This window comes from Yersinia massiliensis CCUG 53443, assembly GCF_000312485.1.
GTDB classification, from domain to species: Bacteria; Pseudomonadota; Gammaproteobacteria; order Enterobacterales; family Enterobacteriaceae; genus Yersinia; species Yersinia massiliensis.
In genome coordinates this window covers 1229491-1253957 of the sequence record NZ_HE997643.1, presented here as the reverse complement: position 1 = coordinate 1253957, position 24467 = coordinate 1229491, and the positions used below count along the sequence as shown (strand labels likewise).

The following is a 24467-nucleotide window of genomic DNA, read 5'->3' as shown; positions in this document are numbered from 1 at the left end:
TTAAACAGGTGTAGCTTCCCCGGTGCTGGCAGATGCCAACTCCAATAAATTCGCGAACGAGACCTGCTCATTGCGCAGTTCGCCGACAACTTCGCCACGATTAAAGACCAACGCTCGGTTACAGATATGCGCGATTTCCTCTAGGTCATTGGAAATCACCAAAACAGCGACACCTTCTGCTAAGGATTTGTTGAGTAGATGATAAATCTCGGCCCGAGCGCCAACATCCACGCCTGCGGTTGGGTCTTCAAGGATCAGTAGGGGCGCGCCAAGGTGCATCCAGCGGGCCATCACTACTTTTTGTTGATTACCGCCGGAAAGGGCGCTGATATCAATGTTGACGTCTTTGGGACGAACATCGAATAACTGTACTTTCCACCAACTTTCACCGACCTCGCGGCGAGTGCTATAACGAGAAAGGAGTTTGTGGCCGCTTGCGATTGGATTAATGAATAAGTTTTCACGCACCGACATCGACATCACCAAGCTTTCGCCCGTGCGATCGCCTGCTACCAATGAGACACCCGCGGCCATCGCTTCCTGCGGTGAAGACGCCGTGTAGGGATGGTCACGAAAGATTATTTCACCGTGATCACAATGGCGTAAGCCAAATAATAGGCGGCCCAACTCTTCTTGACCGGCTCCCCGCAACCCAGCCAACGCCAGCATCTCTCCCGGTTGCAGGTTGAACGTGACGGGGCCAATCTCGCCCACAACGACATCCTTGAGTTGTAATACGGGTTTATTAACCACCGGTAAGGGTTCACGCTGAGAATCGCCCATCGCTTCACCCACAATCATCTGGACCAAGTCTCGCAATGTATAATCTGCAGTATTTCCCCCTGCAACGTAGCGCCCATCGCGCATCACACAAACGCGATCGGCAATTTCAATCACTTCATCTAAACGGTGGGTAACGTAAATCATGCCGACTTGCTTTGCCCGTAAGCGATTAATGACTTCAAATAAATGGCGAACATCATTGGCTGGGAGCGAGGCTGTAGGTTCATCCAACACTAACACTTCAGCATTGACGGCCACGGCGCGGGCAATGGCTAACAATGACTTTTCTGTCCGAGAGAGTTCGAAAACACGGGCATCGGGTGAAAGTTCGATGCCGATATCCTGTAATGCGCGACTGGCTTGCTGGCGAATCGCCGACCAATTAATTAAACCTAATCGGCGTGGAAAACCCATCACAAGCGCCATATTTTCGGCAACAGTCATCCAGTCAATCAACCCCAGATCTTGATGAATAAAAGCGATAGGCTGATGAGTATCACTTTTAATTTCAGCGGCAGAACGGATGTTATTTCCTTGAAATAAGATCTCGCCGCTGTCACGTGGGTAGACGCCTGCGAGGACCTTGATTAAGGTGGATTTGCCTGCACCGTTTTCACCGAGTAAAGCCAACACTTCGCCAGGCATGACGTCAAGGCTGACATCGTTAACTGCGATATTACCGCCAAATCCTTTGATGATATGGCGCATCGAGAGAATGGGGTGGCCCTGTTCGGTGGTATTCATCAATGTGAAGCCCCTTATCCAGCGAAAACCTTGGTTAACAGTCATCGCGATTTAATTGTGTCGAGTGTAAACTAGACTCTATATTTCAATATGCGAAATCTGATTTCAAAAATAATATGCCGTTATGTTAGCGAAAGCAAAAGAAGTGAATAATTAATTATTCACTTAAAACAATGAGTTAATTATTACTTTACGGAAGTGTGACGAACTACGCACTTCTAATGTTGGGTAAATGTTGCGAAATTACGTACTTGAGATGATAACGAAACACTGTTTCGTGCTTCACACATGCCACAGCTTTGGAGTACCATTTCACGCTAAACAATAAGGATATCGTCCATGGCCCTTACACTCTCCGATGATAAGAAAGATAAGCCCTTAGGTAGTCAAAGCCTGTTTCGCGGGTTGCAACTGATTGAGATTCTAAGTAATTACCCTAACGGTTGTCCATTGGCGCATTTATCTGAGCTCGCTGGGATGAACAAAAGCACCGTTCACCGCTTATTACAGGGGTTACATACCAGTGGTTATGTGACCCAAGCCCCTTCACCGGGGAGCTATCGGTTAACCACTAAATTCATCTCCGTGGGGCAAAAGGCTTTATCATCACTGAATATTATTCATGTTGCGGCTCCGCATTTAGAACAACTCAACCTTGAATTAGGCGAGACAGTCAATTTCTCCACTCGGGAAGATGACCACGTTATCCTGATCTACAAACTAGAACCCACAACTGGAATGATGCGTACCCGTGCTTATATCGGGCAGCATATGCCGTTGTATTGTTCAGCGATGGGCAAGATTTTTATGGCCTACGGTAAAAGTGACTATCCCGATGAGTACTGGCAAAGCCATCAGCATGAGATCCAAGCGTTGACCCATAACACGATTACCGAGCTGCCTAAAATGTATGAGGAACTGGCGAATATCCGTACAGCAGGCATCGCCATGGATCGTGAAGAGAATGAATTGGGGGTGTCTTGTTTCGCGGCTCCAGTATTTGATATCCAGCAACGCGTGCCTTATTCCGTCTCTGTCTCGCTACCGACAGCAAAACTCCAACAGGTTGGCGTTAAAAATCTGATTAAGCCTATTCTGGCGACGGCGCAACGTATTTCACAAGAACTGGGATTCGTGACAACGTAACCTTTAATGCAGGATACAAGGACGTTATAGATATGACGCTATCGATATGACGTTATAGAGATGACGTTATAGATATAGTAAAGGGCGTTCGCATGGATAGAATTGCTCTCATTCCGCTGTTTGTCTTTAGCTATTATCGTCAATCCCTAATTCTAAAACAGACATATCATCCATAAACAAACGTGTTTTAGACATTAGGAGTAAGGTATGGTTGGCCCATTTATTAACAGTGCCGGTATTATTCTGGGCGGTATTGTGGGCGTTTTACTTGCCCGACATATTCCAAAACGCTTACAAGAAGGTTTACCGTCCACATTTGCGCTAGCCTCTATCGCCATCGGTATTGTGATGGTGGTGAAAGTGCATTTTATGCCTGCTGTTGTTTTGGCACTCATTATCGGAACGGCCGTGGGGGAATTATTCTCTCTGGAGCAAGGCGTGAAATGGGGGGCAAATAAGACACGAGGTTTGTTGGAGCGAATTATTCCCTCACGCAGTACGCTGCCCCCTCAGGAATTTGCGCAAAGCTTCACAGCCATGATCGTCTTGTTTTGTGTGAGTGGTTTAGGGATTGTGGGTTCTTTGACCGAAGGGATAACGGGTGATTTTCAGTTGTTATTTGTCAAAGCGCTGATGGACTTTTTCACCGCATTAATATTTTCTATCTCACTGGGTATTGCGTTGATCGCTATTGCCATTCCGCAATTACTGATTCAGATCGCACTGGTTTTGCTTGCTAAACTCATCATGCCGTATATGGATGATATCGCCTTTGCTGATTTTTCGGCCTGCGGTGGGATTATTATGATTGCGGTAGGGTTGCGTATCGCCCAAATCAAAATATTTGCAGTGGTCAATCTTTTACCCGCCTTGTTGCTGGTGGTGCCGATATCCTATTTATGGCGATATTTCATGGTCTAATAGCGAGAAGGGAGTATAGACAGGTTTCTGAAACGGCTGGCTTCTTTGCCCATACTTATCATCGAAGTGACCGTTTCAGGAAGATGTTGTGACTTGTTTTAATGGATTATTTTTTATCTAGCCAATCTTCCGGCATAAAAATTTGCCTTTTATGACGCCATCAAAAAAACGACCTTTCGATACCACAGATATGAAATTCTGATAAACGCGCTCGGGGACACCCAAATACTGGTAAGTCCCTTGTTCACGGAACTGTATTTCCAGCATGCGATTTTCAGGATCATACCCAATCGACAAAATTCTGGAAGATGTAACAGGTTGTCGCTGCAATAGTTGACCCTCAGTTTACGGTGTGGCTCTTGTGGTGATCGTAGAGCAGTTTAAGCATGATAACTTTGTCGGCGATCATTATCACTGTTTGACTTGAGTATTAATCAATTTTTTCCTCGCAACATTGCCACTGCATCACATGATGAATAAATGGCTCATCAGTGGAACAGCAACTCGACGAACGAAGTCCTTTTTGTGTTGGTTTAGAGCCAGGAGTTTCATAAATGCTGCATAGCAAAATTTGAAGTTTTGGACTGTCAGGTACTAGCAGGAGGGCGTTGAATTCGTCTTTAACAAATGAATAGAGTGACTTAAGCGTGAGCGATTATTACTTTCATTCACTCATAACGCTTAAATTATGTCTTATCGTCACCCTTAAAATAAGGTTTTAACACGATAAAAATAAAATAACAGTTGTATAAGCTGGGGGATTACACTCCAGCATAAGGCTGATAATCATGACAAATAATGTTTCAAGTAGCAGTACTTTAAATATAGGTTACGCAGCAGGCATAGGTTCATTTGATGCCATAAAAGAAGCAGCCTCACCAAAAGGTATCCTAGAACACATCATTAATATTCTCACTTTCGGCGGTGTACGGCGGGGTAATGAAAGTCTTTATAGGGAAGTGATGGAAAAGATGGTTGAGGCTTTAAAAATTGCAGATATAGAAAAGCTAGCAAACATCACAATTAACGATATTAATGGATGCGAAGTGTCATTCATCATGCCAGAAAGAGATTCAGATAATGTCAAAGTGGAAGTCAGAAAAGGTAATTACACCGAGAGCTCTGAAATTAATCTCCAGACCTACAAAGATGTTTGCCGAACATTAAAGCTAAGAGATGAATTACAACTGCCCCAAAACCCTGTGATATTGACAGAGGATGGAAAAATGAACTTGGCTGGAGCTGACCTTTCGAATAAAAAACTCGACAAATTAGACTTGTCCCGAGCAAATTTAGTCGGTGCTGACCTGAGTGGTGCCAAATTAGCTAGTGCTAACTTGAATCAGACTAATTTATCTCAAGCTAACCTAAACGGTGCGGATTTAGCAGATTCAGATCTGAAAGGTGCTGATTTGTTCCAAGCAACATTATTTCGAGCAGACTTGGCAGGTGCAAATCTGCGAGGAGCTAACTTGTCCCAAGCGACATTATTTCGTGCCAACTTAGTTGATGCTGATCTGTCGAAAGCAAACCTAACTTCTGCTGAGTTAGGCAATGCTAATCTTAAAGACGCCGACCTTATAGGGGCTGACTTGAGTTGTGCTAATCTGACTAGCGCAAATCTCATAAATGCAGATCTCAGTAGTGCTGACCTCACTTGTGCAAATTTCACTAGCGCTAACCTGACCGATGCTGAACTAGCTAAAGCTAATCTAACTTGTTCAACATTTGCCAATGCCACAATAATAAAAACAGGTATGAATGGCGTTAAAATGCCAGGGGCTAATCTAACTGGTGCGATAACATCGGGACCCATATGATCGTAATATATAAAGCATAACCCTTCTAATACAGCGTTAGCTCGTTACATCTTCTAGCGCTGCAATTTCTATTTGCGGTGTCGCTACATGGTTTTCTTATGTGGGAGTGATGCTCAATAAAGACACCATTCTGGGTGGATAAATCAATAATGGGAATGGTAGTATGGCGAGTCCGTTATAGCGTCACACCCTATGCACAAAGCAAATTGTCTATATGAGTGTACATATCAGGCAAAGTAAAGCCGGATAGCGTTTATAACATATTGATTTTAAATAGTATTGAATTTTGCATGTGATCTGTCGTGTGGGTCACCACTGTAGATAAGGAATTAGAATGCCTGTTATTACCCTTCCTGACGGCAGTCAGCGTCATTACGATCATGCTGTTTCTGCGCTCGATGTTGCTTTAGATATCGGCCCAGGTCTAGCAAAAGCCTGTATCGCTGGCCGTGTCAATGGCGAGCTGGTGGATGCCAGCGACCTGATCGAATCTGATGCTCAACTGGCCATTATCACCACCAAAGATGCTGAAGGGCTGGAAATACTCCGCCACTCTTGTGCCCATTTGTTAGGGCACGCCATCAAGCAACTTTGGCCAGATACCAAAATGGCAATCGGCCCAGTTATCGACAACGGTTTCTATTACGATGTCGATATTGACCGTACCTTGACGCAGGAAGACTTGGATCTGCTAGAAAAGCGGATGCATGAACTTGCCGATAAAGATTACGACGTCATTAAGAAAAAGGTCAGTTGGCAAGAAGCCCGTGACACTTTTGCTGCTCGTGGTGAAGATTATAAAGTGGCTATTCTCGATGAGAATATCAGCCGCGATGATCGCCCTGGTTTATATCACCATGAAGAATACGTTGATATGTGTCGTGGCCCACACGTACCGAACATGCGTTTCTGCCATCATTTTAAATTGCAGAAAACTTCCGGTGCTTACTGGCGTGGCGATAGCAATAATAAAATGTTGCAACGTATCTATGGCACGGCTTGGGGTGATAAGAAGCAACTGAATGCTTATCTGCAACGTCTGGAAGAAGCGGCCAAACGCGACCATCGTAAGATTGGTAAGCAACTGGACCTTTACCACATGCAAGAAGAAGCACCGGGCATGGTGTTCTGGCATAACGACGGCTGGACTATCTTCCGTGAACTGGAAACCTTTGTGCGCACGAAGCTGAAAGAGTACCAGTATCAGGAAGTGAAAGGGCCGTTTATGATGGACCGCGTACTGTGGGAAAAAACGGGGCATTGGGAAAACTATGGCGAACATATGTTTACCACATCCTCAGAAAACCGTGAGTACTGCATCAAGCCAATGAACTGTCCTGGTCACGTTCAGATTTTCAACCAAGGGTTAAAATCATACCGTGACTTGCCATTGCGTATGGCCGAGTTCGGTAGCTGCCACCGTAATGAGCCATCGGGCGCTCTTCACGGCCTCATGCGTGTTCGTGGCTTTACTCAGGATGATGCGCACATTTTCTGTACCGAAGAGCAAGTTCGCGATGAAGTGAACAGTTGCATTAAGATGGTGTACGACATGTACAGCACCTTTGGCTTCGAGAAAATTGTGGTTAAGCTGTCTACTCGCCCTGAAAAACGTATCGGCAGTGATGAGCAATGGACCCGAGCCGAAACCGATTTGGCCGCTGCACTGACTGAAAACGGCATTCCATTCGATTATCAGCCGGGTGAAGGGGCGTTCTACGGGCCTAAAATTGAATTTACCTTGCATGATTGTTTGGATCGTGCGTGGCAGTGTGGTACCGTACAGCTCGATTTCTCATTACCGGGCCGCTTAAGTGCGTCTTACATCGGCGAAAACAACGATCGTCAGGTGCCGGTAATGATTCACCGGGCCATTTTGGGGTCGATAGAGCGTTTCATCGGTATCTTAACCGAAGAGTACGCGGGCTTCTTCCCAACGTGGTTAGCTCCGGTACAAGTCGTGGTGATGAATATCACCGATAGCCAGTCTGATTATGTCCAACAAGTGACCAAAAAACTGCAAGATGCAGGGATTAGGGCAAAAGCGGACTTGAGAAATGAGAAGATTGGCTTTAAAATTCGAGAACATACGTTGCGTCGAGTTCCTTATATGTTGGTCTGTGGTGATAAAGAGGTCGAGTCAGGCAAGATTGCCGTTCGTACCCGCCGCGGTAAAGACTTGGGAAGCTTAGATGTCAACGTGGTCGTAGACCAGCTGCTAACAGAAATTCGCAGCCGTAGTCTTCATCAACTGGAGGAATAAAGTATTAAAGGCGGAAAACGAGTTCAACCGGCGCGTCCTAATCGCATCAACAAAGAGATTCGCGCCACAGAAGTTCGCTTAACAGGCGTCGATGGTGAACAGATTGGTATTGTCAGTCTGAATGAAGCTCTTGAAAAAGCTGAGGAAGCTGGTGTTGATTTAGTAGAAATCAGTCCGAATGCCGAGCCGCCGGTTTGCCGTATTATGGATTACGGCAAATTCCTCTATGAGAAGAGCAAGTCGACAAAAGAACAGAAGAAGAAGCAAAAAGTCATTCAGGTCAAGGAAATCAAATTCCGTCCTGGTACCGATGATGGCGACTATCAGGTCAAACTACGCAACCTGATTCGCTTTCTGGAAGATGGCGATAAAGCCAAAATCACCCTACGTTTCCGTGGGCGTGAAATGGCGCACCAGCAGATCGGCATGGAAGTGCTTAACCGCGTCCGTAAAGACCTGTGTGAAGACATTGATTTGGCCGTTGTGGAGTCCTTCCCGACTCGTATCGAAGGCCGTCAAATGATCATGGTGCTCGCACCTAAGAAGAGACAGTAAGGCATTCAAGTAACAGGCTTCTCTGCGCTTGCGTAGTCGGAGTCTGTTCGCCTAGCTAGCTCGTTGTAATTAACAATGCGAAGTGGATATATTCAATGCCAAAAATTAAGACAGTACGCGGCGCCGCTAAGCGCTTCAAAAAGACCGCCAATGGTGGTTTTAAGCGTAAGCATGCTAACCTGCGTCATATTTTGACCAAAAAAGCTACTAAGCGTAAACGTCATTTACGTCCAAAAGGCCTTGTATCTAAGAATGATCTGGGTCTGGTCGTGGCATGTCTGCCGTACGCATAAGTAATTTTGGTTTGAATTAAGACGATAGGAGAAGTACATGGCTCGCGTAAAACGTGGTGTGGTAGCACGTGCACGTCACAAAAAGATTTTAAAGCAGGCGAAAGGTTACTACGGTGCCCGTTCGCGCGTTTATCGTGTTGCATTCCAGGCAGTAATCAAGGCAGGCCAATACGCCTACCGTGACCGCCGCCAACGGAAGCGTCAATTCCGCCAACTGTGGATTGCACGTATTAACGCAGCTGCTCGTCAGAATGGCTTGTCTTACAGCCGTTTCATCAATGGTCTGAAAAAGGCTTCTGTTGAAATCGACCGTAAGATCTTGGCTGACATCGCAGTATTCGATAAAGTGGCATTCTCTGCACTGGTCGAAAAAGCGAAAGTAGCTCTGGCGTAAGTCAGAATGGAAGAGGGAGCTTGTCTCCCTCTTTTAATCTTTGAGTTTCTTGGCAATTAAGGCCATCGTTATGATGCATGTAGTTACTTTTCGTTTCTTTTTTTACTTTAGCGCCTGATTTCAGGAGGCTGGTGCGTAAGAATAGAAACGAAAAATAACGCCAAAGCCTCCCATAGTGGAGGCTTTTTTGTTTGTGATCTAAGCCACTTCAGGTGATGATAGAAGCAATATAAATAATAGATATCTTGCTGATTTTGTGTGAAAAATATTTTACTCATCGGTTTTTAACTCATGATATACCTGAAGTAATTGAAGTTGCAGTGAACGTCCTGCAACGGCAGATACGAAGGATATAACTACAAGCGGGCCATACCGGCCAGAGGAAGAGGAAACAATGCCACATCTCGCAGAGCTGGTTGCCAAAGCGAAAGCAGCCATAGAAGATGCCCAAGATGTTGCCGCGTTGGATTTGGTACGCGTCGAATATCTAGGCAAGAAAGGCCATTTGACCCTTCAGATGACATCGCTACGCGAATTGCCAGCAGAAGATCGCCCAGCAGCAGGTGCAGTCATCAATCAGGCCAAGCAGGAAGTACAAGAAGCACTTAATGCCCGTAAAGACTCGCTGGAATCGGCGGTCATGAACGCTCGGTTAGCAGCTGAAACCATTGATGTCTCTTTGCCAGGACGTCGTATGGAAAATGGTGGGCTGCATCCGGTGACGAGAACAATTGATCGTATTGAAACTTTCTTTGGTGAGTTGGGCTTTTCTGTTGAATCAGGCCCAGAAATCGAAGATGACTATCATAACTTCGACGCACTGAATATTCCGGCGCATCACCCAGCTCGTGCTGACCATGATACCTTCTGGTTTGACGCCACTCGCCTATTGCGTACTCAGACTTCAGGTGTACAAATTCGTACTATGCAAGGCCAGCAGCCTCCGATTCGGATTATCGTGCCAGGCCGCGTTTATCGTAATGACTACGACCAAACTCACACCCCGATGTTCCATCAGATGGAAGGGCTTATCGTTGATCGCGATATTAGCTTTACCAACCTGAAGGGCACTTTGCATGATTTCTTGCGTAACTTCTTCGAAGAAGATCTGCAAATTCGCTTCCGACCTTCTTATTTCCCATTCACTGAGCCATCTGCTGAAGTGGATGTTATGGGCAAAAATGGGAAATGGCTTGAAGTACTAGGCTGCGGCATGGTGCACCCAAATGTATTACGAAACGTAGGTATTGATCCTGAAGTCTATTCAGGTTTTGCATTTGGCATGGGGATGGAGCGTTTAACGATGTTACGTTACGGTGTCACTGATTTGCGGGCCTTCTTCGAAAATGATCTGCGTTTCCTCAAACAGTTTAAGTAAGGCGGGAATATCTCATGAAATTCAGTGAACTTTGGTTACGCGAATGGGTGAACCCAGCCATTAGCAGTGACGAATTAACCCATCAAATTACGATGGCAGGTTTAGAAGTTGATGGTGTTGAGCCTGTTGCGGGTGAATTTAATGGTGTTGTTGTCGGCCACGTCGTTGAATGTGGTCAGCATCCAAATGCAGATAAACTGCGAGTCACCAAGATTGATGTGGGTGGCGATCGTCTGTTGGACATCGTTTGTGGCGCACCAAACTGTCGCCAAGGTCTGAAAGTTGCGGTTGCGACAGTGGGCGCTGTTTTACCTGGAGACTTTAAGATTAAGGCTGCCAAGTTACGTGGTGAGCCATCAGAAGGCATGTTGTGCTCTTTCTCTGAGTTAGCCATTTCAGAAGATCACGATGGTATTATCGAGCTACCAGCAGATGCACCAATCGGTGTTGATGTACGTGAGTACCTGAAGTTAGATGATAAAACCATTGAAATCAGCGTGACACCAAACCGCGCGGATTGCTTAGGCATTATCGGTGTTGCACGTGATGTCGCTGTTGTTAACCAACTGGCATTAACTGAGCCGGATATGAGCCCAGTTGTCGCCTCTATTAATGACACTTTCCCTATCCGCGTAGATGCGCCACAAGCTTGCCCACGTTATTTGGGCCGCGTAGTGAAGGGCATTAACGTTAAAGCCGCCACGCCTTTGTGGATGCGTGAGAAATTGCGCCGCTGCGGTATTCGTTCGATTGATCCTGTTGTAGACGTCACTAACTTTGTCTTACTTGAGTTAGGTCAGCCGATGCATGCGTTTGATCTGGACCGCATCGAAGGTGGCATTATTGTCCGTCTGGCAGCCGAAGGCGAAGAATTGACCCTTTTGGATGGAACAAAAGCTAAACTGAATGCTGACACATTGGTTATTGCCGACCAGCAAAAACCGCTGGCAATGGCCGGGATTTTTGGTGGTGAGCATTCTGGTGTTAATGAAGAAACCCGTAATGTCCTGTTGGAATCGGCATTCTTCAATCCACTGTCAATTACAGGACGAGCGCGTCGCCATGGTCTGCATACTGATGCCTCTCATCGTTATGAGCGTGGCGTTGATCCAGCATTGCAGCATAAGGCGATAGAACGTGCGACTCACTTGTTAATTGATATCTGTGGTGGTGAAGCCGGCCCAGTTATCGACGTCACAGCAGCGCAAGACTTGCCAAAGCGGGCCACTATCACGCTACGCCGTGAAAAACTGGATCGCTTAATTGGTCACCATGTGCCTTCTGAGCAGGTGAGTGACATCCTTCGCCGCCTAGGCTGTCAGGTAACTGAGCTAGGTACTGACTGGCAAGCTGTCGCACCAAGTTGGCGTTTCGATATGGAAATCGAAGAAGACTTAGTCGAAGAAGTTGCCCGTATTTATGGTTATAACAATATTCCAGATGTGCCTATCAAAGCAGATTTGGTGATGACAAAACACCGTGAGGCGGATTTATCACTGAAGCGAGTCAAAACAACATTAGTGGATCGTGGCTATCAGGAAGCAATTACTTACAGTTTTGTTGACCCAAAAGTGCAAGCATTACTGCACCCGCAACAAGAAGCATTAATTCTACCTAGCCCTATCTCTGTTGATATGTCTGCCATGCGTTTGTCATTGTTGACCGGTTTACTGTCTGCGGTAGTTTATAACCAGAATCGCCAGCAATCTCGTTTACGCTTATTCGAAAGTGGCTTACGCTTTGTACCTGATAACACAGCCGATCTTGGGGTTAGACAGGATGTCATGCTGGCTGGCGTCATTGCTGGGCATCGTTACGAAGAACATTGGGATCTGGTGCGTCAGCCAATCGACTTCTATGATTTGAAGGGTGATCTGGAAGCAATTCTGGAACTTACTGGCAAATTATCTGATGTTCAGTTCCGTGCAGAATCCCATTCGGCACTTCATCCGGGGCAGAGTGCGGCAATATATTTATCGGGCGAACACATTGGTTTCATTGGTGTAGTTCATCCTGAGCTGGAACGTAAGCTGGATCTAAATGGTCGAACTGTGGTGTTTGAATTGTTATGGAACAAGCTCGCAGACCGCGCCGTGCCTCAAGCCAGCGAGATTTCTCGCTTCCCTGCAAACCGTCGTGATATCGCTGTTGTGGTAGCTGAAAACGTTCCCGCAGAAGATATTTTGGCAGAGTGTAAGAAAGTTGGCGCAAATCAGGTAGTTGGCGTAAACTTGTTTGATGTGTACCGTGGCAAGGGCGTAGCAGAAGGTTATAAGAGTCTGGCTATTAGTCTGGTGTTGCAGGATACCGCCCGTACACTGGAAGAAGAGGAGATCGCCGCTACCGTTGCAAGATGTGTAGAGGCGTTAAAACAGCGATTCCAAGCATCCTTGAGGGATTGAACCTATGGCGCTTACTAAAGCTGAAATGTCAGAACATCTGTTTGAAAAGCTTGGGCTTAGCAAACGAGATGCAAAAGATCTGGTCGAGCTATTCTTTGAGGAAGTACGTCGTGCTCTCGAGAATGGTGAACAGGTTAAACTCTCTGGCTTTGGCAATTTTGATCTGCGAGACAAGAACCAACGTCCGGGCCGTAATCCGAAGACGGGTGAGGACATCCCTATTACGGCGCGCCGTGTGGTGACTTTCCGTCCAGGGCAAAAGCTAAAAAGTCGAGTAGAGGGTGCCACTCCAAAAGAGTGAATCTTTCTCGAAACAAAAGGCCGCGCAAGCGGCCTTTTTCTTTGGTGACGTGTTTTAAATAGCTGACCCGTCCTAAATAGCTAAAGTTTATTCGCCCTAGGCGGCACGCTGTCCAATAGCTCAATACTCCCGTCTTCATTCAGTTGTTCCATATGAATATCAAATCCCCAAAGACGATGAATATGTTTCATCACTTGTTGGCGACTCTTATCCAGCGGTGCTCTGTCATGAGGGATATAACGCAGGGTGAGAGAACGGTCCCCGCGTAAATCGACATTCCATACCTGAATATTGGGTTCATGATTGCTCAGGTTATATTGTGCGGATAATTCATTGCGGATAGCACGATAGCCTTCTTCATTATGAATGGCTGAAATCTCCAGATAATTATTCTTATCATCATCCAGCACAGTGAAGAGACGAAAGTCTCGCATAACTTTTGGTGATAGGAATTGGCTGATAAAGCTCTCATCCTTAAAGTCACGCATCGCGAAATGAAGCGTATCCAACCAATCTTTGCCCGCAATATCAGGGAACCAATAGTAATCCTCTTCGGTCGGTGATTGGCAGATGCGCTTAATGTCTTGGAACATAGCGAAACCCAGTGCGTACGGGTTTATGCCATTATAATAAGGGCTGTTATAAGGCGGTTGATAGACAACGTTAGTATGGCTATGCAAAAACTCCATCATAAACCGTTCCGTGACCTGACCTTCATCATAGAGATGATTGAGAATGGTGTAGTGCCAGAAGGTTGCCCAACCTTCGTTCATGACCTGAGTCTGTTTTTGCGGGTAAAAATATTGGCTAACTTTACGGACGATCCGCAGTACTTCTCGCTGCCAAGATTCCAGCAGAGGGGCATTTTTTTCCATAAAGTAGAGCAGGTTTTCTTGAGGCTCGCTGGGGTAACGTTGGGCTTGTGCTTGTATTTCACCACGGTCTTTACGTGGCAGCGTTTTCCATAATGAATTAACCTGACTTTGCAGGTATTCCTCGCGACTTTTTTGACGAGCTGTCTCTTCAACTAACGAGATTTTTTGCGGACGTTTATAGCGATCCACCCCGTAATTCATCAGCGCATGGCAAGAGTCGAGTAGTCGCTCAACTTCTTCCACACCATAACGTTCCTCGCATTCACTGATGTAGTGGCGAGCAAACAGCAGGTAATCCACGATGGAACTGGCATCTGTCCAAGCACGGAACAGATAGTTATTCTTGAAGAAGGAGTTATGGCCATAGCAGGCGTGAGCCATCACCAACGCCTGCATTGTGATGGTGTTTTCTTCCATCAAATAAGCGATACAGGGATTGGAGTTAATGACAATTTCGTAGGCTAGGCCTTGCTGACCTTGTTTATATTTTTGCTCAGTTTCGATGAATTTCTTACCGAATGACCAATGAGTATAGTTAATGGGCATGCCAATGCTTGAGTAGGCATCCATCATTTGTTCTGAGGTAATAACCTCAATCTGATGAGGGTAAGTTTCAAGCCGGTAATGTTTTGCTACCTTGTCAATCTGATCCAGATAGACCTGCAACAATTCAAATGTCCAGTCCGGGCCGTCAGTCAGGCGCTTGTCTTGTGCAGTCTGTTTCGGTGTTGAAGTCGTCATTAGCGCATCCTCACGGTTATATAACCCTGCAAAATACCGGTACTTCAATAATCCTAGCTCATTATGAACAAATTGAGGCATGGCAAGGCCTTATGTCAATATAGATTATTTATTTATCGACAGACTAGATAAACTAAAATGGCGTTTATCAGGATTATTATTCCGAAATAATAGTGATTATGAAGAATATAAAACTAATAAATGTGGCTTGTGCAAGATGCTAATTAATCATTCTGTAAGTAGGGATAAATTTGACATTTTTTAGCCTTTCTAACGCATAACGACATAAAAATAGAATCTTATCGCTATTTCCTAGCGGCTATTGAACTGAAAACTCATTGCAGAGTAAATTAATTGTGAATCAAGTCACAGGTTATAATTAATATGTTGGATAGTTTTTTCTGCTAGGTTAATTTTCTGTCAACAGAACATTATGCTTTTGCTGTCGTTAGGGAGGGTGATATGCGTATCGTCATTTTAGGCAGTGGCGTCGTTGGTGTTGCGAGTGCATGGTATCTGGCCAAAGATGGTCATGATGTCACGGTCATTGATCGTCAGGATGGGCCAGCGCAGGAAACCAGCGCGGCTAATGCAGGGCAGATCTCCCCCGGGTACGCCGCTCCATGGGCAGCACCTGGTGTGCCACTCAAGGCAATAAAATGGATGTTCCAGCGTCATGCTCCGCTCGCTATACACCTTGATGGCAGTAGTTTCCAACTGCGTTGGATGTGGCAAATGCTCAGAAACTGCGACACCTCCCATTACATGCTCAACAAAAGTCGCATGGTGCGTTTGGCCGAATATAGCCGTGACTGCTTAAAAGAATTGCGGGAAGACACCGGTATTGAGTATGAAGGTCGACAGGGCGGAACCCTCCAATTGTTCCGTACCGAACAGCAGTTTGATAACGCCGCTAAGGATATCGCCGTGTTGGATGATGCGGGTGTGCCTTATTCGTTGCTGACAGCGGATCAATTGGCCACTGTCGAGCCCGCTTTGGCGAAAGTCGCACATAAGCTCACTGGCGGTTTACGGCTACCGAATGATGAAACCGGCGATTGTAAACTGTTTACTGAACGTCTGGCTAAGATGGCAGAACAGGCTGGCGTCAAATTCCGATTTAATCAATCAGTCGATAAATTATTGGTGGACGGTGATCAAATCGCAGGGGTGCTATGTGGCGACGATATTATTAAAGCGGATGCCTATGTGGTGGCCTTTGGGGCTTACTCGACGGCCTTGTTGGCGGGGTTAGTTTCTATTCCGGTTTACCCGCTGAAAGGGTATTCACTGACCATTCCCATTACCGATCCTGCTTCATCCCCCGTTTCTACCGTGCTGGACGAAACCTACAAAATTGCGATCACGCGTTTTGATGACCGTATTCGGGTAGGAGGCATGGCTGAAATTGTTGGCTTTAATACCCAGTTGGCGCAAGCACGGCGTGAAACGCTGGAAATGGTCGTCGGCGATTTATATCCCCATGGCGGTAATATCAGTCAGGCTACGTTCTGGACGGGGTTGCGCCCAATGACACCAGATGGTACGCCAATTATCGGGCGCACATCGCTTAAGAATCTCTATTTGAACACGGGGCATGGCACACTGGGTTGGACCATGGCGTGCGGTTCAGGCCAGCTATTGGCTGATATTATGTATGGGCGTCGCCCTGCAATTTTGGCTGATGACTTAGCGGTTGCGCGATATAGCTCTGGCTTTCGGCCAGTGAATTTTACGCCGTTACATGATGTGCATCCTGTTCGTTAATTTGCGTGATCCATAATGACCGCCTTGCAGCATATGACTAATGGGCGGTAGACCTTCACATTTTGTTCTGAAAGGAATAAACATGCCTCGCCCGATCGCCGCTACGCTGCACTTGTCTGCTTTACGCCATAACTTGAGTCTTGTTCGCCGCCATGCAGGTACAGCCAATATATGGTCTGTAGTGAAGGCCAATGCCTATGGCCACGGTTTGGCTCGTATCTGGCAGGGGCTGGATGCAACGGATGGTTTTGCATTGCTGGACCTCAATGAAGCGGTATTATTGCGTGAGCAGGGCTGGCAAGGCCCCATTTTGCTACTCGAGGGGTTCTTCCAGCCGCAAGATCTCGCACTGTTGGATCACTACCGACTCACCACCACGGTACACAGCGACTGGCAGCTTGAGGCGATCAATGCGGCGCGCTTAACAGCACCGCTGAATATCTATTTAAAGCTGAACAGCGGTATGAACCGTTTAGGTTTCCCCATTGGGCAAGCTGAAGCGGTATGGCAATGGGCGAAAAGCCTGAGCAATGTCGGTGATGTGACACTCATGAGCCATTTTGCCAATGCTGATAATGCTATTGGTGCGGGGGAGCAATTCGCGCGCATTCAGCAAGCAAGCGGGCACATTCCGGCAGCCCGCAGTTTTGCTAATTCAGCGGCCATTTTGCGTCACCCCGAGACTCACTACGATTGGGTTCGGCCCGGTATTATCCTGTATGGCGCTTCTCCAAGCGGAGATGTTGCTGATATCGCCGATATGGGGCTGCGCCCAGTCATGCATTTACACAGTGAAATTATCGCGATACAGGCACTATCAGCGGGCCATCACGTCGGTTATGGCAGTCGTTACAGCGCCAGCAGTGCGCATCGGATTGGGGTGGTGGCCTGCGGCTATGCTGACGGTTATCCACGCTTAGCACCCAGCGGCACCCCCATCATGGTCGATGGCATCATGACGCACACAGTGGGGTCGATTTCCATGGATATGCTAACGGTAGACTTAACACCTTGCCCACAGGCACAGCTTGGCAGCAAAGTTGAGATATGGGGAGAAAATCTGCCTATTGATAATGTGGCCGCAGCAGCAGGAACAGTAGGCTATGAGCTGATGTGTGCGCTGGCGAGCAGAGTGCCGGTCAACGTTTGTGCTTGAAATCGTCATCGTCGCGGCCCACGAGAGAAACTCGCGGGCCAGTATTAATCGCATGGGTTCATTAGCGTCAATTTAGGGGCGCGGTGACCATCTCATTTCGGCCCGAAACCCGCCGTTCTTTCCTTCGCTAAAATGCGCTGTCATACCGTGCAGTGCAGCAATACGTTGTACGATGGATAATCCTAAGCCACTGCCGGTTTGCGCTTGACCAGGGGGGCGGAAGAAACGCTCTCCCAGCCGTTGTAGATACTCAGCGCTAACACCGGGGCCATCATCTTCGATACTAAAATAGTGTGCATCTAGTGTGATTTTTACCGTACTGCCCTGTGGACTGTAACGGATGGCATTATCGAGCAAATTTCTGACTAGCAGCGCCAACAGTAAAGGTTGAGCACGGCGTGGTGGCGGTGTCTGGCGGATATCTAACATCAGCTCCACACCACTGGCTCGCGCTTTGTGGTATTTATCCATCACGCCAGTTTGTAATACATCTTGTAGTGCAATGTCTTGTACATCGTCCAAGCCAGACAGTGAGTCCAAACGAGAAAGGGTGAGGAGTTGATCAACTAAGCGAGTGGCGCGGTCAATGCCTTCGGTGAGGTTGGATAACGCATGTTCCCGCACTTCAGTATCATCTTGCGCGAGTAGCGCGACGTCAGTTTGCACTTTCAGTGCTGCGAGTGGGCTGCGTAACTCATGGGCAGCATCTGAGGTAAAGCGACGCTCTCGTACCAACATATCACCCGTACGGGCGAACAAGCTGTTAAGTGCCTCAACCAAGGGTTTGACTTCACTCGGGATATCATCCAGCGGCAATGGTGTTTCGTCTTCTGGTTGGCGTTGATGCAGACGTTTTGCCAATCGCTTAAGGGGGGCCAGTTCACGCGTGACCAGCCAAATCAACAACAACACCATTATCGGCAACGCAATGACCCAAGGTAAAAGCTGCGCTTTGATGATATCAATCGCCATATCACGGCGATAATCCCATTCTTGCCCTACCACTACGCGATATTGACCATCAGGCGTAGTGAGCCATACTAAGCGCCACGCGTCTTTATCGCCTTGCAAAGTGCCATTACTGAAGCCATCTTGCTGGTAGTCATATTGCAAGTCTGGGCCATTATCACCGTCGTTCAATACCATTTTCCCCTCGGCGGTGAAAATAGCAAAGGCGAGTGCATCATCATCCACGTCACCGCGGCGATGGTGGCCCATTTTTTTGCTGCGTGGCAATTGGGGATGTTTAACCGTGAGGTCGCTGATATTAAGGGCAGTCAGGCGCTTAGCGAAAAGCATTTGCTGAGTATCGAATAGCTCATCAACATTTTTACGGGTCTGATGTAAAGCTAAAAGGCTGGCAAACATCCACGTCAGGGCGATAAGGAGAATGAAGCCTAAAATCAGCCGGAGTCTTAAGCTCCGTGTCAGTGATTTCATGCGCTATCTCCAAGCGTATAGCCGATCCCATGGACAGTACGAATAAAGTGGCTGCCAAACTTTTTGCGCAGATGGTGAATATGGACTTCTATCGCGTTGCTAGACACATCGTCATCCCAGTTATAAATTTTTTCTTCAATCAATGAGCGAGGCAATACACGGCCTTCATTCCGTAACAGCAACTCGAGTAGCGCGAACTCTTTGGGCTTCAAATAGAGAGGTTCACCCTTATGTGTCACAGTTAGGTTGATGGGGTCGAGTGATACCGGGCCATGGGTTAAGGCCGTTTGTACTTGCCCATGGCGGCGGCGGATCAGCACTTGCAGGCGAGCTGCAACTTCAATCAGGGCGAAAGGTTTGCACAAGTAGTCGTCTGCTCCCTGTTGCAGCCCCGCAACGCGCTGCTCAATGGCATCGCGGGCAGTGAGGATCAACACGGGTTCATCACGGCCATTTTGTCGCCAGCTACGCAAAATATCGAGACCATCCATGCCCGGTAGGCTTAGGTCTAATATCACCGCGTCATAGGGGGCCGCCCCCAATGCATTTAGCCCTTGCTTGCCTTCGATAAACCAATCCACGCTGAATCCCATTTTCATCAAACCGGCTTTAATCCCATCACCAATCAATTTGTCGTCTTCAATGAGTAATACCCGCATGATCTTTGTCTCTTATGGTGCGCGAAGGAATGTATCTAACTGTTGGTCTGTATCTAATTGTCTGTATCTAACTATCTGGCTGCGACGTTGTACAGCGATAAGCCGTGTTAATCCAGCTTTGCGGGCAGTTTTGAAAAATAAAAGTGGGTATACCGTGTCCTTAAGATTTTGTTAAGAACTCTTTGGTGTAATGCCTTCCGAAGAGCAACAACAGCCTTTGTTAATGCTGAACTAAATCTGAAGAGAGAGAAAAATAATGAAAAAAACAGCTGCTTTATTTGCCATCCTCGCGATATGCAGTGCACCGGTTTTGGCGCAAAAGGGCGGTTTTATCGACCCCAATACGCCAGTGACTCAGACAACAACTAATGGTGGATTTAGTGGCCCAAATGTCGGGGCGGTAACGGTTGAAAAAGTCAAAACGATGAGTGATGACACTTGGGTGACCTTACGCGGGAACATTGAACAGCGCATCGGTGGCGAGCACTATATTTTCCGGGATGCGACAGGAACTATCAATGTCGATATCGATCACAAACGTTGGAATGGGCTGACGATTACGCCGAAGGATACGGTGGAATTGTATGGGGAAATTGATAAAGACTGGAATTCAGTTGAACTGGATGTTAAGCAAGTGACTAAAGTTAAGTAGTTTGTGCCTTGGTGGTGATGCGTCGTCATCCTCTAACACGAGAGGATGACGACAAAAGACGTGTTGCCTTAATGGCTGATTTTTCGGGGTGTTCGCCACCGAGTTGGACTGTTAGTTTATTTTCTGTAATGAGCCACGAACATGTTTACTGGCGCGGCGTGCCCGCCATGCCAGTAAGCAACCGACTAACATGACGATCGCGAGTGACAATTTAGGTTCAATCGGCAATGCCATTGCTAACAGACCCAATCCCGCTCCCCCAGCCATCTGAACAAACCCGACTAAAGCGGAGGCCACACCGGCTTCATTAGCATAAGGTTCTAGTGCATAGCTTGTCGCTGGCCCCATCATAAAGGCTAAACCTGCGCAGGCACTGGCCACTGGTAACATATAGACCAACCAGTGACCTTGTGTTTCAGGTGAGAGCTGAGTCAGACCAAATAATAGACCCACTGCGCCCAATGCCATCAGTAAACTCCCCGTCATCAGGCAGGTAGGGCGGCCCACTTTTTGGATAATCCGATTAGCGAAAAAGCTGACAGCCATGATCCAAAAACCATTAGCCCCGAAAGCGAGTGAAAATTGCAGCGGACTTAGCCCAGCACCGACCATCAAGACATTGGGTGCCAATGAAACGTAGGTTAATGCCATGCCCATCGCGCCAGCATTGACCAGCGCGAAGGTCAGGAAACGGTCATCGCGTAAAATGCGCAGATAGTTTTTTATCGGTAAGCCATTTGAAGGCTGGGTATCCGCTGGGCGTGTTTCTGGTAAAAAGAGAATTACGAGGATTAAGACCAATAAAGCGTACAGCGCGAGGAACCAGAAGGGGGCACGCCAACCGAAGGCTTCGGCCAGTAAACCGCCCAACAGCGGTGCTAAGGCTGGGACGATATTTAATGTTCCATTCAGGAAGCCAAAGGCGCGTGCGGCCTCGTTGCCATTTAGCCGATCACGAACACCACTGAATGCCACGACGGCTGTGCAGCAAACGGCAACCCCTTGCACTAAACGGGAAGTGACAAACATGAACGGGCTGACTGCCAACGCGGCCATCGCAGCACCTAGCATATAGAGGATGATACCCATGATGGCGACAGGTTTTCGCCCATACTTATCGACCATCGGCCCTGCAATGAGTTGGCCAAGACCAAGCACTAGAATGAACAAAGCGATAGTGGATTGAATCAGTGACTCACTACTGTTCAACCCTGCGGCAATGGCAGGAATCGTTGGTAAGTAAAGATCGATGCCCAGAGGGCCAAGTAAAATCAGGCTTAACAGTAGAAATAGGAATTTTTGCATGACAACAGAACAACATCCAGATGACAAAGCAGCACAGATAGACGATAGGCTGGCAATTGAAAAAGGTTAATAAAACCCATTCAAATCGGTGACAATGTCACTTTTTTGAGGTTTAAGATAAGTGAATAGGTTACTACAACTAATAATTTATCGCTTGTTATTCATCGGCTAACTTGTTGCGTGATGAGTATGCAGCTCTATTAGCTTGTCGTGCGATGTTCTAGCCAGTGCTCAAGTTTGGCGGCTGGTAGTGCTTCAGAGAAAAGGAACCCCTGACCAATCAGATAACCTTGTCGGCCCAACAATGCGCGCTGGGCTTCATTTTCGACCCCTTCCACAATCACGGACAGCTGTAAGCTCTCGCCAATACGTATCACGGCTTCGCTCAAGGTCCGGCTCGTTTCGTCATATTCCAGGTCATGCACAAAGCTTTTATCCAGCTTAATTTCATCCAGGTTTAAGCGGCGCAGATAGCTCAGACTGGAATACCCCGTGCCGAAATCATCCATCGAAATACGTACGCCCAAGAGATGAATCTTTTCAATGGTGGCGAATACTGCCGGATTATTTTCAATCAGAATATCTTCAGTGATTTCTAGTGTGAGATCTTCGGGAGGTAAATGATATTGCTGCAAGATATGGAGAATCATGTCTGGCAGGCCAAGATTGTAGAAGTTGGTGGGGGACAGATTGACGGAAACTGAAGGAATATCAACCCCGCGCAAACGCCAGTCGGCTAACTGTTTACAGGCGGTTTCAATGACCCACAAAGCCAGTTCATTGATCAGCCCACTTTCTTCAGCGATAGGAATAAAACGCTGTGGGGGGATATTCCCCAGTATTGGATGATTCCAGCGGCTCAGTGCCTCAACACCATACAGAAGCCCATCTTTCAGCATCACTTGCGGTTGATAAAACAGCTCAAGTGAACCGATATGGAAGGCATGACGCAGAGCATCTTCCATATCTTGACGTTGTTGATTGAGGTTATTCATTTCGACACTGAAGAAATTGAAATGCCCGCGGCCCATATTTTTCGCTTTATGCAGGGCGATATCAGCATGATTCATCAATGTATCCATATCCAGGCCATTTTCAGGGTACAAACTGATCCCGATGCTGGCGGAAGGAATGATGTTCACATTAGCGATTTGGCAGGGTTGAGAGAGCAGGCTGAGTACTTTTTCAACGGTAACGGTTGCTTGCTGCATCGTGCAAGGCGCCAAAATAATAATAAATTCATCACCAGACAAGCGGCCGATAATGTCACCTCTGGACAGATCGTTGCGTAAGCGTTGGGCAACCGAGGCGAGCAGCTCATCACCTGCGGCTTGGCCAAGTGAATCATTAACTTGTTTGAAGCGATCGAGATTAATCACCACGACGGCAAGTTTGTGACCAATCTCCCCAGCCAGTGCGATAGCTTGCTTAGCATAAGCCATAAATTGGCTACGATTTGGCAGGCCAGTCAATGAATCATAGAACGCTAAATGTTGAATTTGCTTACGTGATTGTTCCCGTTCCATCGCCAGAGAGCACAAACTCGTAATGAGTTTGACTAATTGGCAGTGAAACTCACTGGGGCCACGCTTTTCTTTGTAGTAAAAAGCAAAAGTCCCCAGCACTTGCCCTTGGCTAGACAGGATAGGCGTTGACCAACATGCCAAAAACCCATGAGGTAAAATCAGGTGACGATAGTTCTCCCATAAGGGGTCGGTGGCAATATCCTGCACTTCAACCGGTATTTTTCGAAATGCAGCGGTTCCGCATGAACCGGCGATCGGGCCAATGGGCACACATGAAAGTGCGGCAGTGTATATCAACGGTAAACTTGGGGCGGCAAGGTGGCTAAGGTAATTCTGACTGCTAGCTTGTAAAATACTCGCGGTGACCTCTGGCGCAATGCGCTCCACTTCATGGCACAGCAACGCCATCACTTCATCGAGTGGACGTTCTCGAACCAACGCCTCGAGCACTTTATATTGCAGTACTTCATACATTTTTGTCAGGGTGATATCGGTAAGTACACCAATACTATAATTCGACTTACCTTGCTCATCGACTAACGAGTTGATTACCGCTGAACACCAATGAGGTTGGCGATCTTTGCTATAGAAAAGCTCTTGAGGCAGCAATTGCTGTTGTGCTTCAGGAGAAGTTGAATCCATCATAACGAGCTGCTCGGGATGCTCGCTTTGCAGTAAATCGACCATGTTCTGCCCCAGTGCCTGTTCTGGGGTATAACCGAAAAGTTTGGTAAAGCCCTGATTGATATAAACGGCACGCTGCCCAAACTCACTATTCGCTGCGATAAACATCGCACTGTCACTACGATCAGTTAATTGTGTTAAGAGTTGTACCCACTCTTGTGTCGCTTTTTGTTGTTCAATTAAAAAAGTGATGTCTTTGGCAATTTTCACCATCCGAGTCACGGTACCGTCGGGGCCGGGGACAGGCTGATAAATCGCGGCTAACCAGACAGTTGAACCGTCTTTGTGTAATCGTTCAAAGTGACCTTCCAGAGATTCCCCCGCCAGCAAACATTTTTTTAGCATTTGGTATTCTTCGCTGGTGGCGTAATTGGGATGGCAAAACATCAAATGATACTGACCAATTACTTCATTACGTTCATAGCCAAAATAATCAAGATAGTTTTGGTTAACCGCAATAATACGGCTGGAAAGGTCAAACTCAATAATGGCTAATGAACTGTCTAGCGCGCTTAATAGCGCGTCGTTGTCATTGTATTCAGACTGCGAAGCTTCCTGCACTACTGATGTTTTTATGGGCTTCATGGTGAATTCCTATGCGAAAGAAGCGCTTGGCAGTCAATTATTTAAATATGCTCACCTTGGTAGCCATTGAGATAACA

At 47.0% G+C, this 24467-nt stretch carries 21 protein-coding genes and 1 other annotated feature; of the genes, 14 read left to right on the top strand and 7 right to left on the bottom strand.

Annotation, left to right across the window (positions count from 1 at the left end; translation table 11 throughout):
* On the bottom strand, nucleotides 1–1527 hold the full coding sequence (locus BN68_RS05580; RefSeq protein WP_019210171.1) for a sugar ABC transporter ATP-binding protein: 1527 nt from the start codon (nucleotides 1525–1527) through the stop codon (nucleotides 1–3).
* Nucleotides 1528–1866: 339 nt separating this feature from the next.
* Here BN68_RS05580 and BN68_RS05575 point away from each other — a divergent pair, with 339 nt between their 5' ends.
* On the top strand, nucleotides 1867–2673 hold the full coding sequence (locus tag BN68_RS05575) for an IclR family transcriptional regulator (protein ID WP_019210170.1): 807 nt from the start codon (nucleotides 1867–1869) through the stop codon (nucleotides 2671–2673).
* Nucleotides 2674–2880: 207 nt separating this feature from the next.
* Nucleotides 2881–3594, top strand: coding sequence for a DUF554 domain-containing protein (locus tag BN68_RS05570; RefSeq protein WP_019210169.1), 714 nt, complete (start codon nucleotides 2881–2883; stop codon nucleotides 3592–3594).
* Between the two features lie 117 nt (nucleotides 3595–3711).
* Here BN68_RS05570 and BN68_RS05565 read toward each other — a convergent pair whose 3' ends face one another.
* Nucleotides 3712–3924: a KTSC domain-containing protein gene (locus tag BN68_RS05565; RefSeq protein ID WP_042806407.1), complete on the bottom strand. Its 213-nt coding sequence runs from the start codon at nucleotides 3922–3924 to the stop codon at nucleotides 3712–3714.
* 458 nt (nucleotides 3925–4382) lie between these two features.
* Here BN68_RS05565 and BN68_RS22880 point away from each other — a divergent pair, with 458 nt between their 5' ends.
* The 9 genes from BN68_RS22880 to ihfA all read left to right on the top strand — a co-directional run bounded on the left by BN68_RS22880 (nucleotide 4383) and on the right by ihfA (nucleotide 13000).
* Nucleotides 4383–5414, top strand: coding sequence for a pentapeptide repeat-containing protein (locus BN68_RS22880; RefSeq protein ID WP_019210167.1), 1032 nt, complete (start codon nucleotides 4383–4385; stop codon nucleotides 5412–5414).
* A gap of 334 nt (nucleotides 5415–5748) precedes the next feature.
* Nucleotides 5749–7677 (top strand): threonine--tRNA ligase, encoded by a 1929-nt coding sequence (gene thrS, locus BN68_RS05555; protein ID WP_019210166.1) that lies wholly within the window; start codon nucleotides 5749–5751, stop codon nucleotides 7675–7677.
* Between the two features lie 3 nt (nucleotides 7678–7680).
* A complete protein-coding gene (gene infC, locus BN68_RS23200; protein ID WP_071822392.1) occupies nucleotides 7681–8232 on the top strand; it encodes a translation initiation factor IF-3 in 552 nt (183 codons plus the stop codon).
* Between the two features lie 95 nt (nucleotides 8233–8327).
* Complete coding sequence (gene rpmI / locus BN68_RS05545) at nucleotides 8328–8525, top strand: 50S ribosomal protein L35 (RefSeq protein WP_002211834.1); 198 nt, start codon at nucleotides 8328–8330, stop codon at nucleotides 8523–8525.
* A gap of 37 nt (nucleotides 8526–8562) precedes the next feature.
* Nucleotides 8563–8919 (top strand): 50S ribosomal protein L20, encoded by a 357-nt coding sequence (rplT, locus tag BN68_RS05540; RefSeq protein ID WP_004706556.1) that lies wholly within the window; start codon nucleotides 8563–8565, stop codon nucleotides 8917–8919.
* Between the two features lie 69 nt (nucleotides 8920–8988).
* Nucleotides 8989–9111, top strand: a sequence feature (Phe leader region).
* The gene (gene pheM / locus BN68_RS24570; protein ID WP_129111451.1) at nucleotides 8990–9037 is read left to right on the top strand and encodes a pheST operon leader peptide PheM; all 48 of its coding nucleotides are present in this window, start codon (nucleotides 8990–8992) and stop codon (nucleotides 9035–9037) included. (Overlaps the previous feature by 48 nt.)
* Before the next feature lie 202 nt (nucleotides 9112–9313).
* Complete coding sequence (pheS, locus tag BN68_RS05535) at nucleotides 9314–10297, top strand: phenylalanine--tRNA ligase subunit alpha (protein WP_019210164.1); 984 nt, start codon at nucleotides 9314–9316, stop codon at nucleotides 10295–10297.
* Nucleotides 10298–10311: 14 nt separating this feature from the next.
* Nucleotides 10312–12699: a phenylalanine--tRNA ligase subunit beta gene (gene pheT, locus BN68_RS05530; protein WP_019210163.1), complete on the top strand. Its 2388-nt coding sequence runs from the start codon at nucleotides 10312–10314 to the stop codon at nucleotides 12697–12699.
* A gap of 4 nt (nucleotides 12700–12703) precedes the next feature.
* A complete protein-coding gene (gene ihfA, locus BN68_RS05525) occupies nucleotides 12704–13000 on the top strand; it encodes an integration host factor subunit alpha (protein WP_004875238.1) in 297 nt (98 codons plus the stop codon).
* Between the two features lie 80 nt (nucleotides 13001–13080).
* Here ihfA and BN68_RS05520 read toward each other — a convergent pair whose 3' ends face one another.
* The gene (locus tag BN68_RS05520; RefSeq protein WP_019210162.1) at nucleotides 13081–14616 is read right to left on the bottom strand and encodes a SpoVR family protein; all 1536 of its coding nucleotides are present in this window, start codon (nucleotides 14614–14616) and stop codon (nucleotides 13081–13083) included.
* A 462-nt stretch (nucleotides 14617–15078) separates the two neighbouring features.
* Here BN68_RS05520 and BN68_RS05515 point away from each other — a divergent pair, with 462 nt between their 5' ends.
* Together BN68_RS05515 and dadX are read left to right on the top strand one after the other, a co-directional pair.
* Nucleotides 15079–16383 (top strand): D-amino acid dehydrogenase, encoded by a 1305-nt coding sequence (locus tag BN68_RS05515; RefSeq protein WP_019210161.1) that lies wholly within the window; start codon nucleotides 15079–15081, stop codon nucleotides 16381–16383.
* A gap of 82 nt (nucleotides 16384–16465) precedes the next feature.
* Nucleotides 16466–17539: a catabolic alanine racemase DadX gene (gene dadX / locus BN68_RS05510; protein WP_019210160.1), complete on the top strand. Its 1074-nt coding sequence runs from the start codon at nucleotides 16466–16468 to the stop codon at nucleotides 17537–17539.
* 72 nt (nucleotides 17540–17611) lie between these two features.
* On the opposite strand, the gene qseC is transcribed toward dadX, so the two are convergent.
* Together qseC and qseB are read right to left on the bottom strand one after the other, a co-directional pair.
* Nucleotides 17612–18979, bottom strand: coding sequence for a quorum sensing histidine kinase QseC (gene qseC, locus BN68_RS05505; protein ID WP_019210159.1), 1368 nt, complete (start codon nucleotides 18977–18979; stop codon nucleotides 17612–17614).
* Nucleotides 18976–19638 (bottom strand): quorum sensing response regulator transcription factor QseB, encoded by a 663-nt coding sequence (qseB, locus tag BN68_RS05500; protein ID WP_019210158.1) that lies wholly within the window; start codon nucleotides 19636–19638, stop codon nucleotides 18976–18978. Before qseB ends, qseC begins: the two co-directional genes overlap by 4 nt.
* Before the next feature lie 256 nt (nucleotides 19639–19894).
* Between qseB and BN68_RS05495 the strand changes: the two genes are divergently transcribed.
* Nucleotides 19895–20290: a YgiW/YdeI family stress tolerance OB fold protein gene (locus BN68_RS05495; RefSeq protein ID WP_019210157.1), complete on the top strand. Its 396-nt coding sequence runs from the start codon at nucleotides 19895–19897 to the stop codon at nucleotides 20288–20290.
* A gap of 111 nt (nucleotides 20291–20401) precedes the next feature.
* Here BN68_RS05495 and BN68_RS05490 read toward each other — a convergent pair whose 3' ends face one another.
* Together BN68_RS05490 and BN68_RS05485 are read right to left on the bottom strand one after the other, a co-directional pair.
* Entirely contained in the window at nucleotides 20402–21595 is a 1194-nt protein-coding gene (locus BN68_RS05490; protein WP_019210156.1) for a multidrug effflux MFS transporter, read from the bottom strand.
* Nucleotides 21596–21795: 200 nt separating this feature from the next.
* The gene (locus BN68_RS05485) at nucleotides 21796–24390 is read right to left on the bottom strand and encodes a sensor domain-containing protein (RefSeq protein WP_019210155.1); all 2595 of its coding nucleotides are present in this window, start codon (nucleotides 24388–24390) and stop codon (nucleotides 21796–21798) included.
* Between the last annotated feature and the right edge of the window lie 77 nt (nucleotides 24391–24467).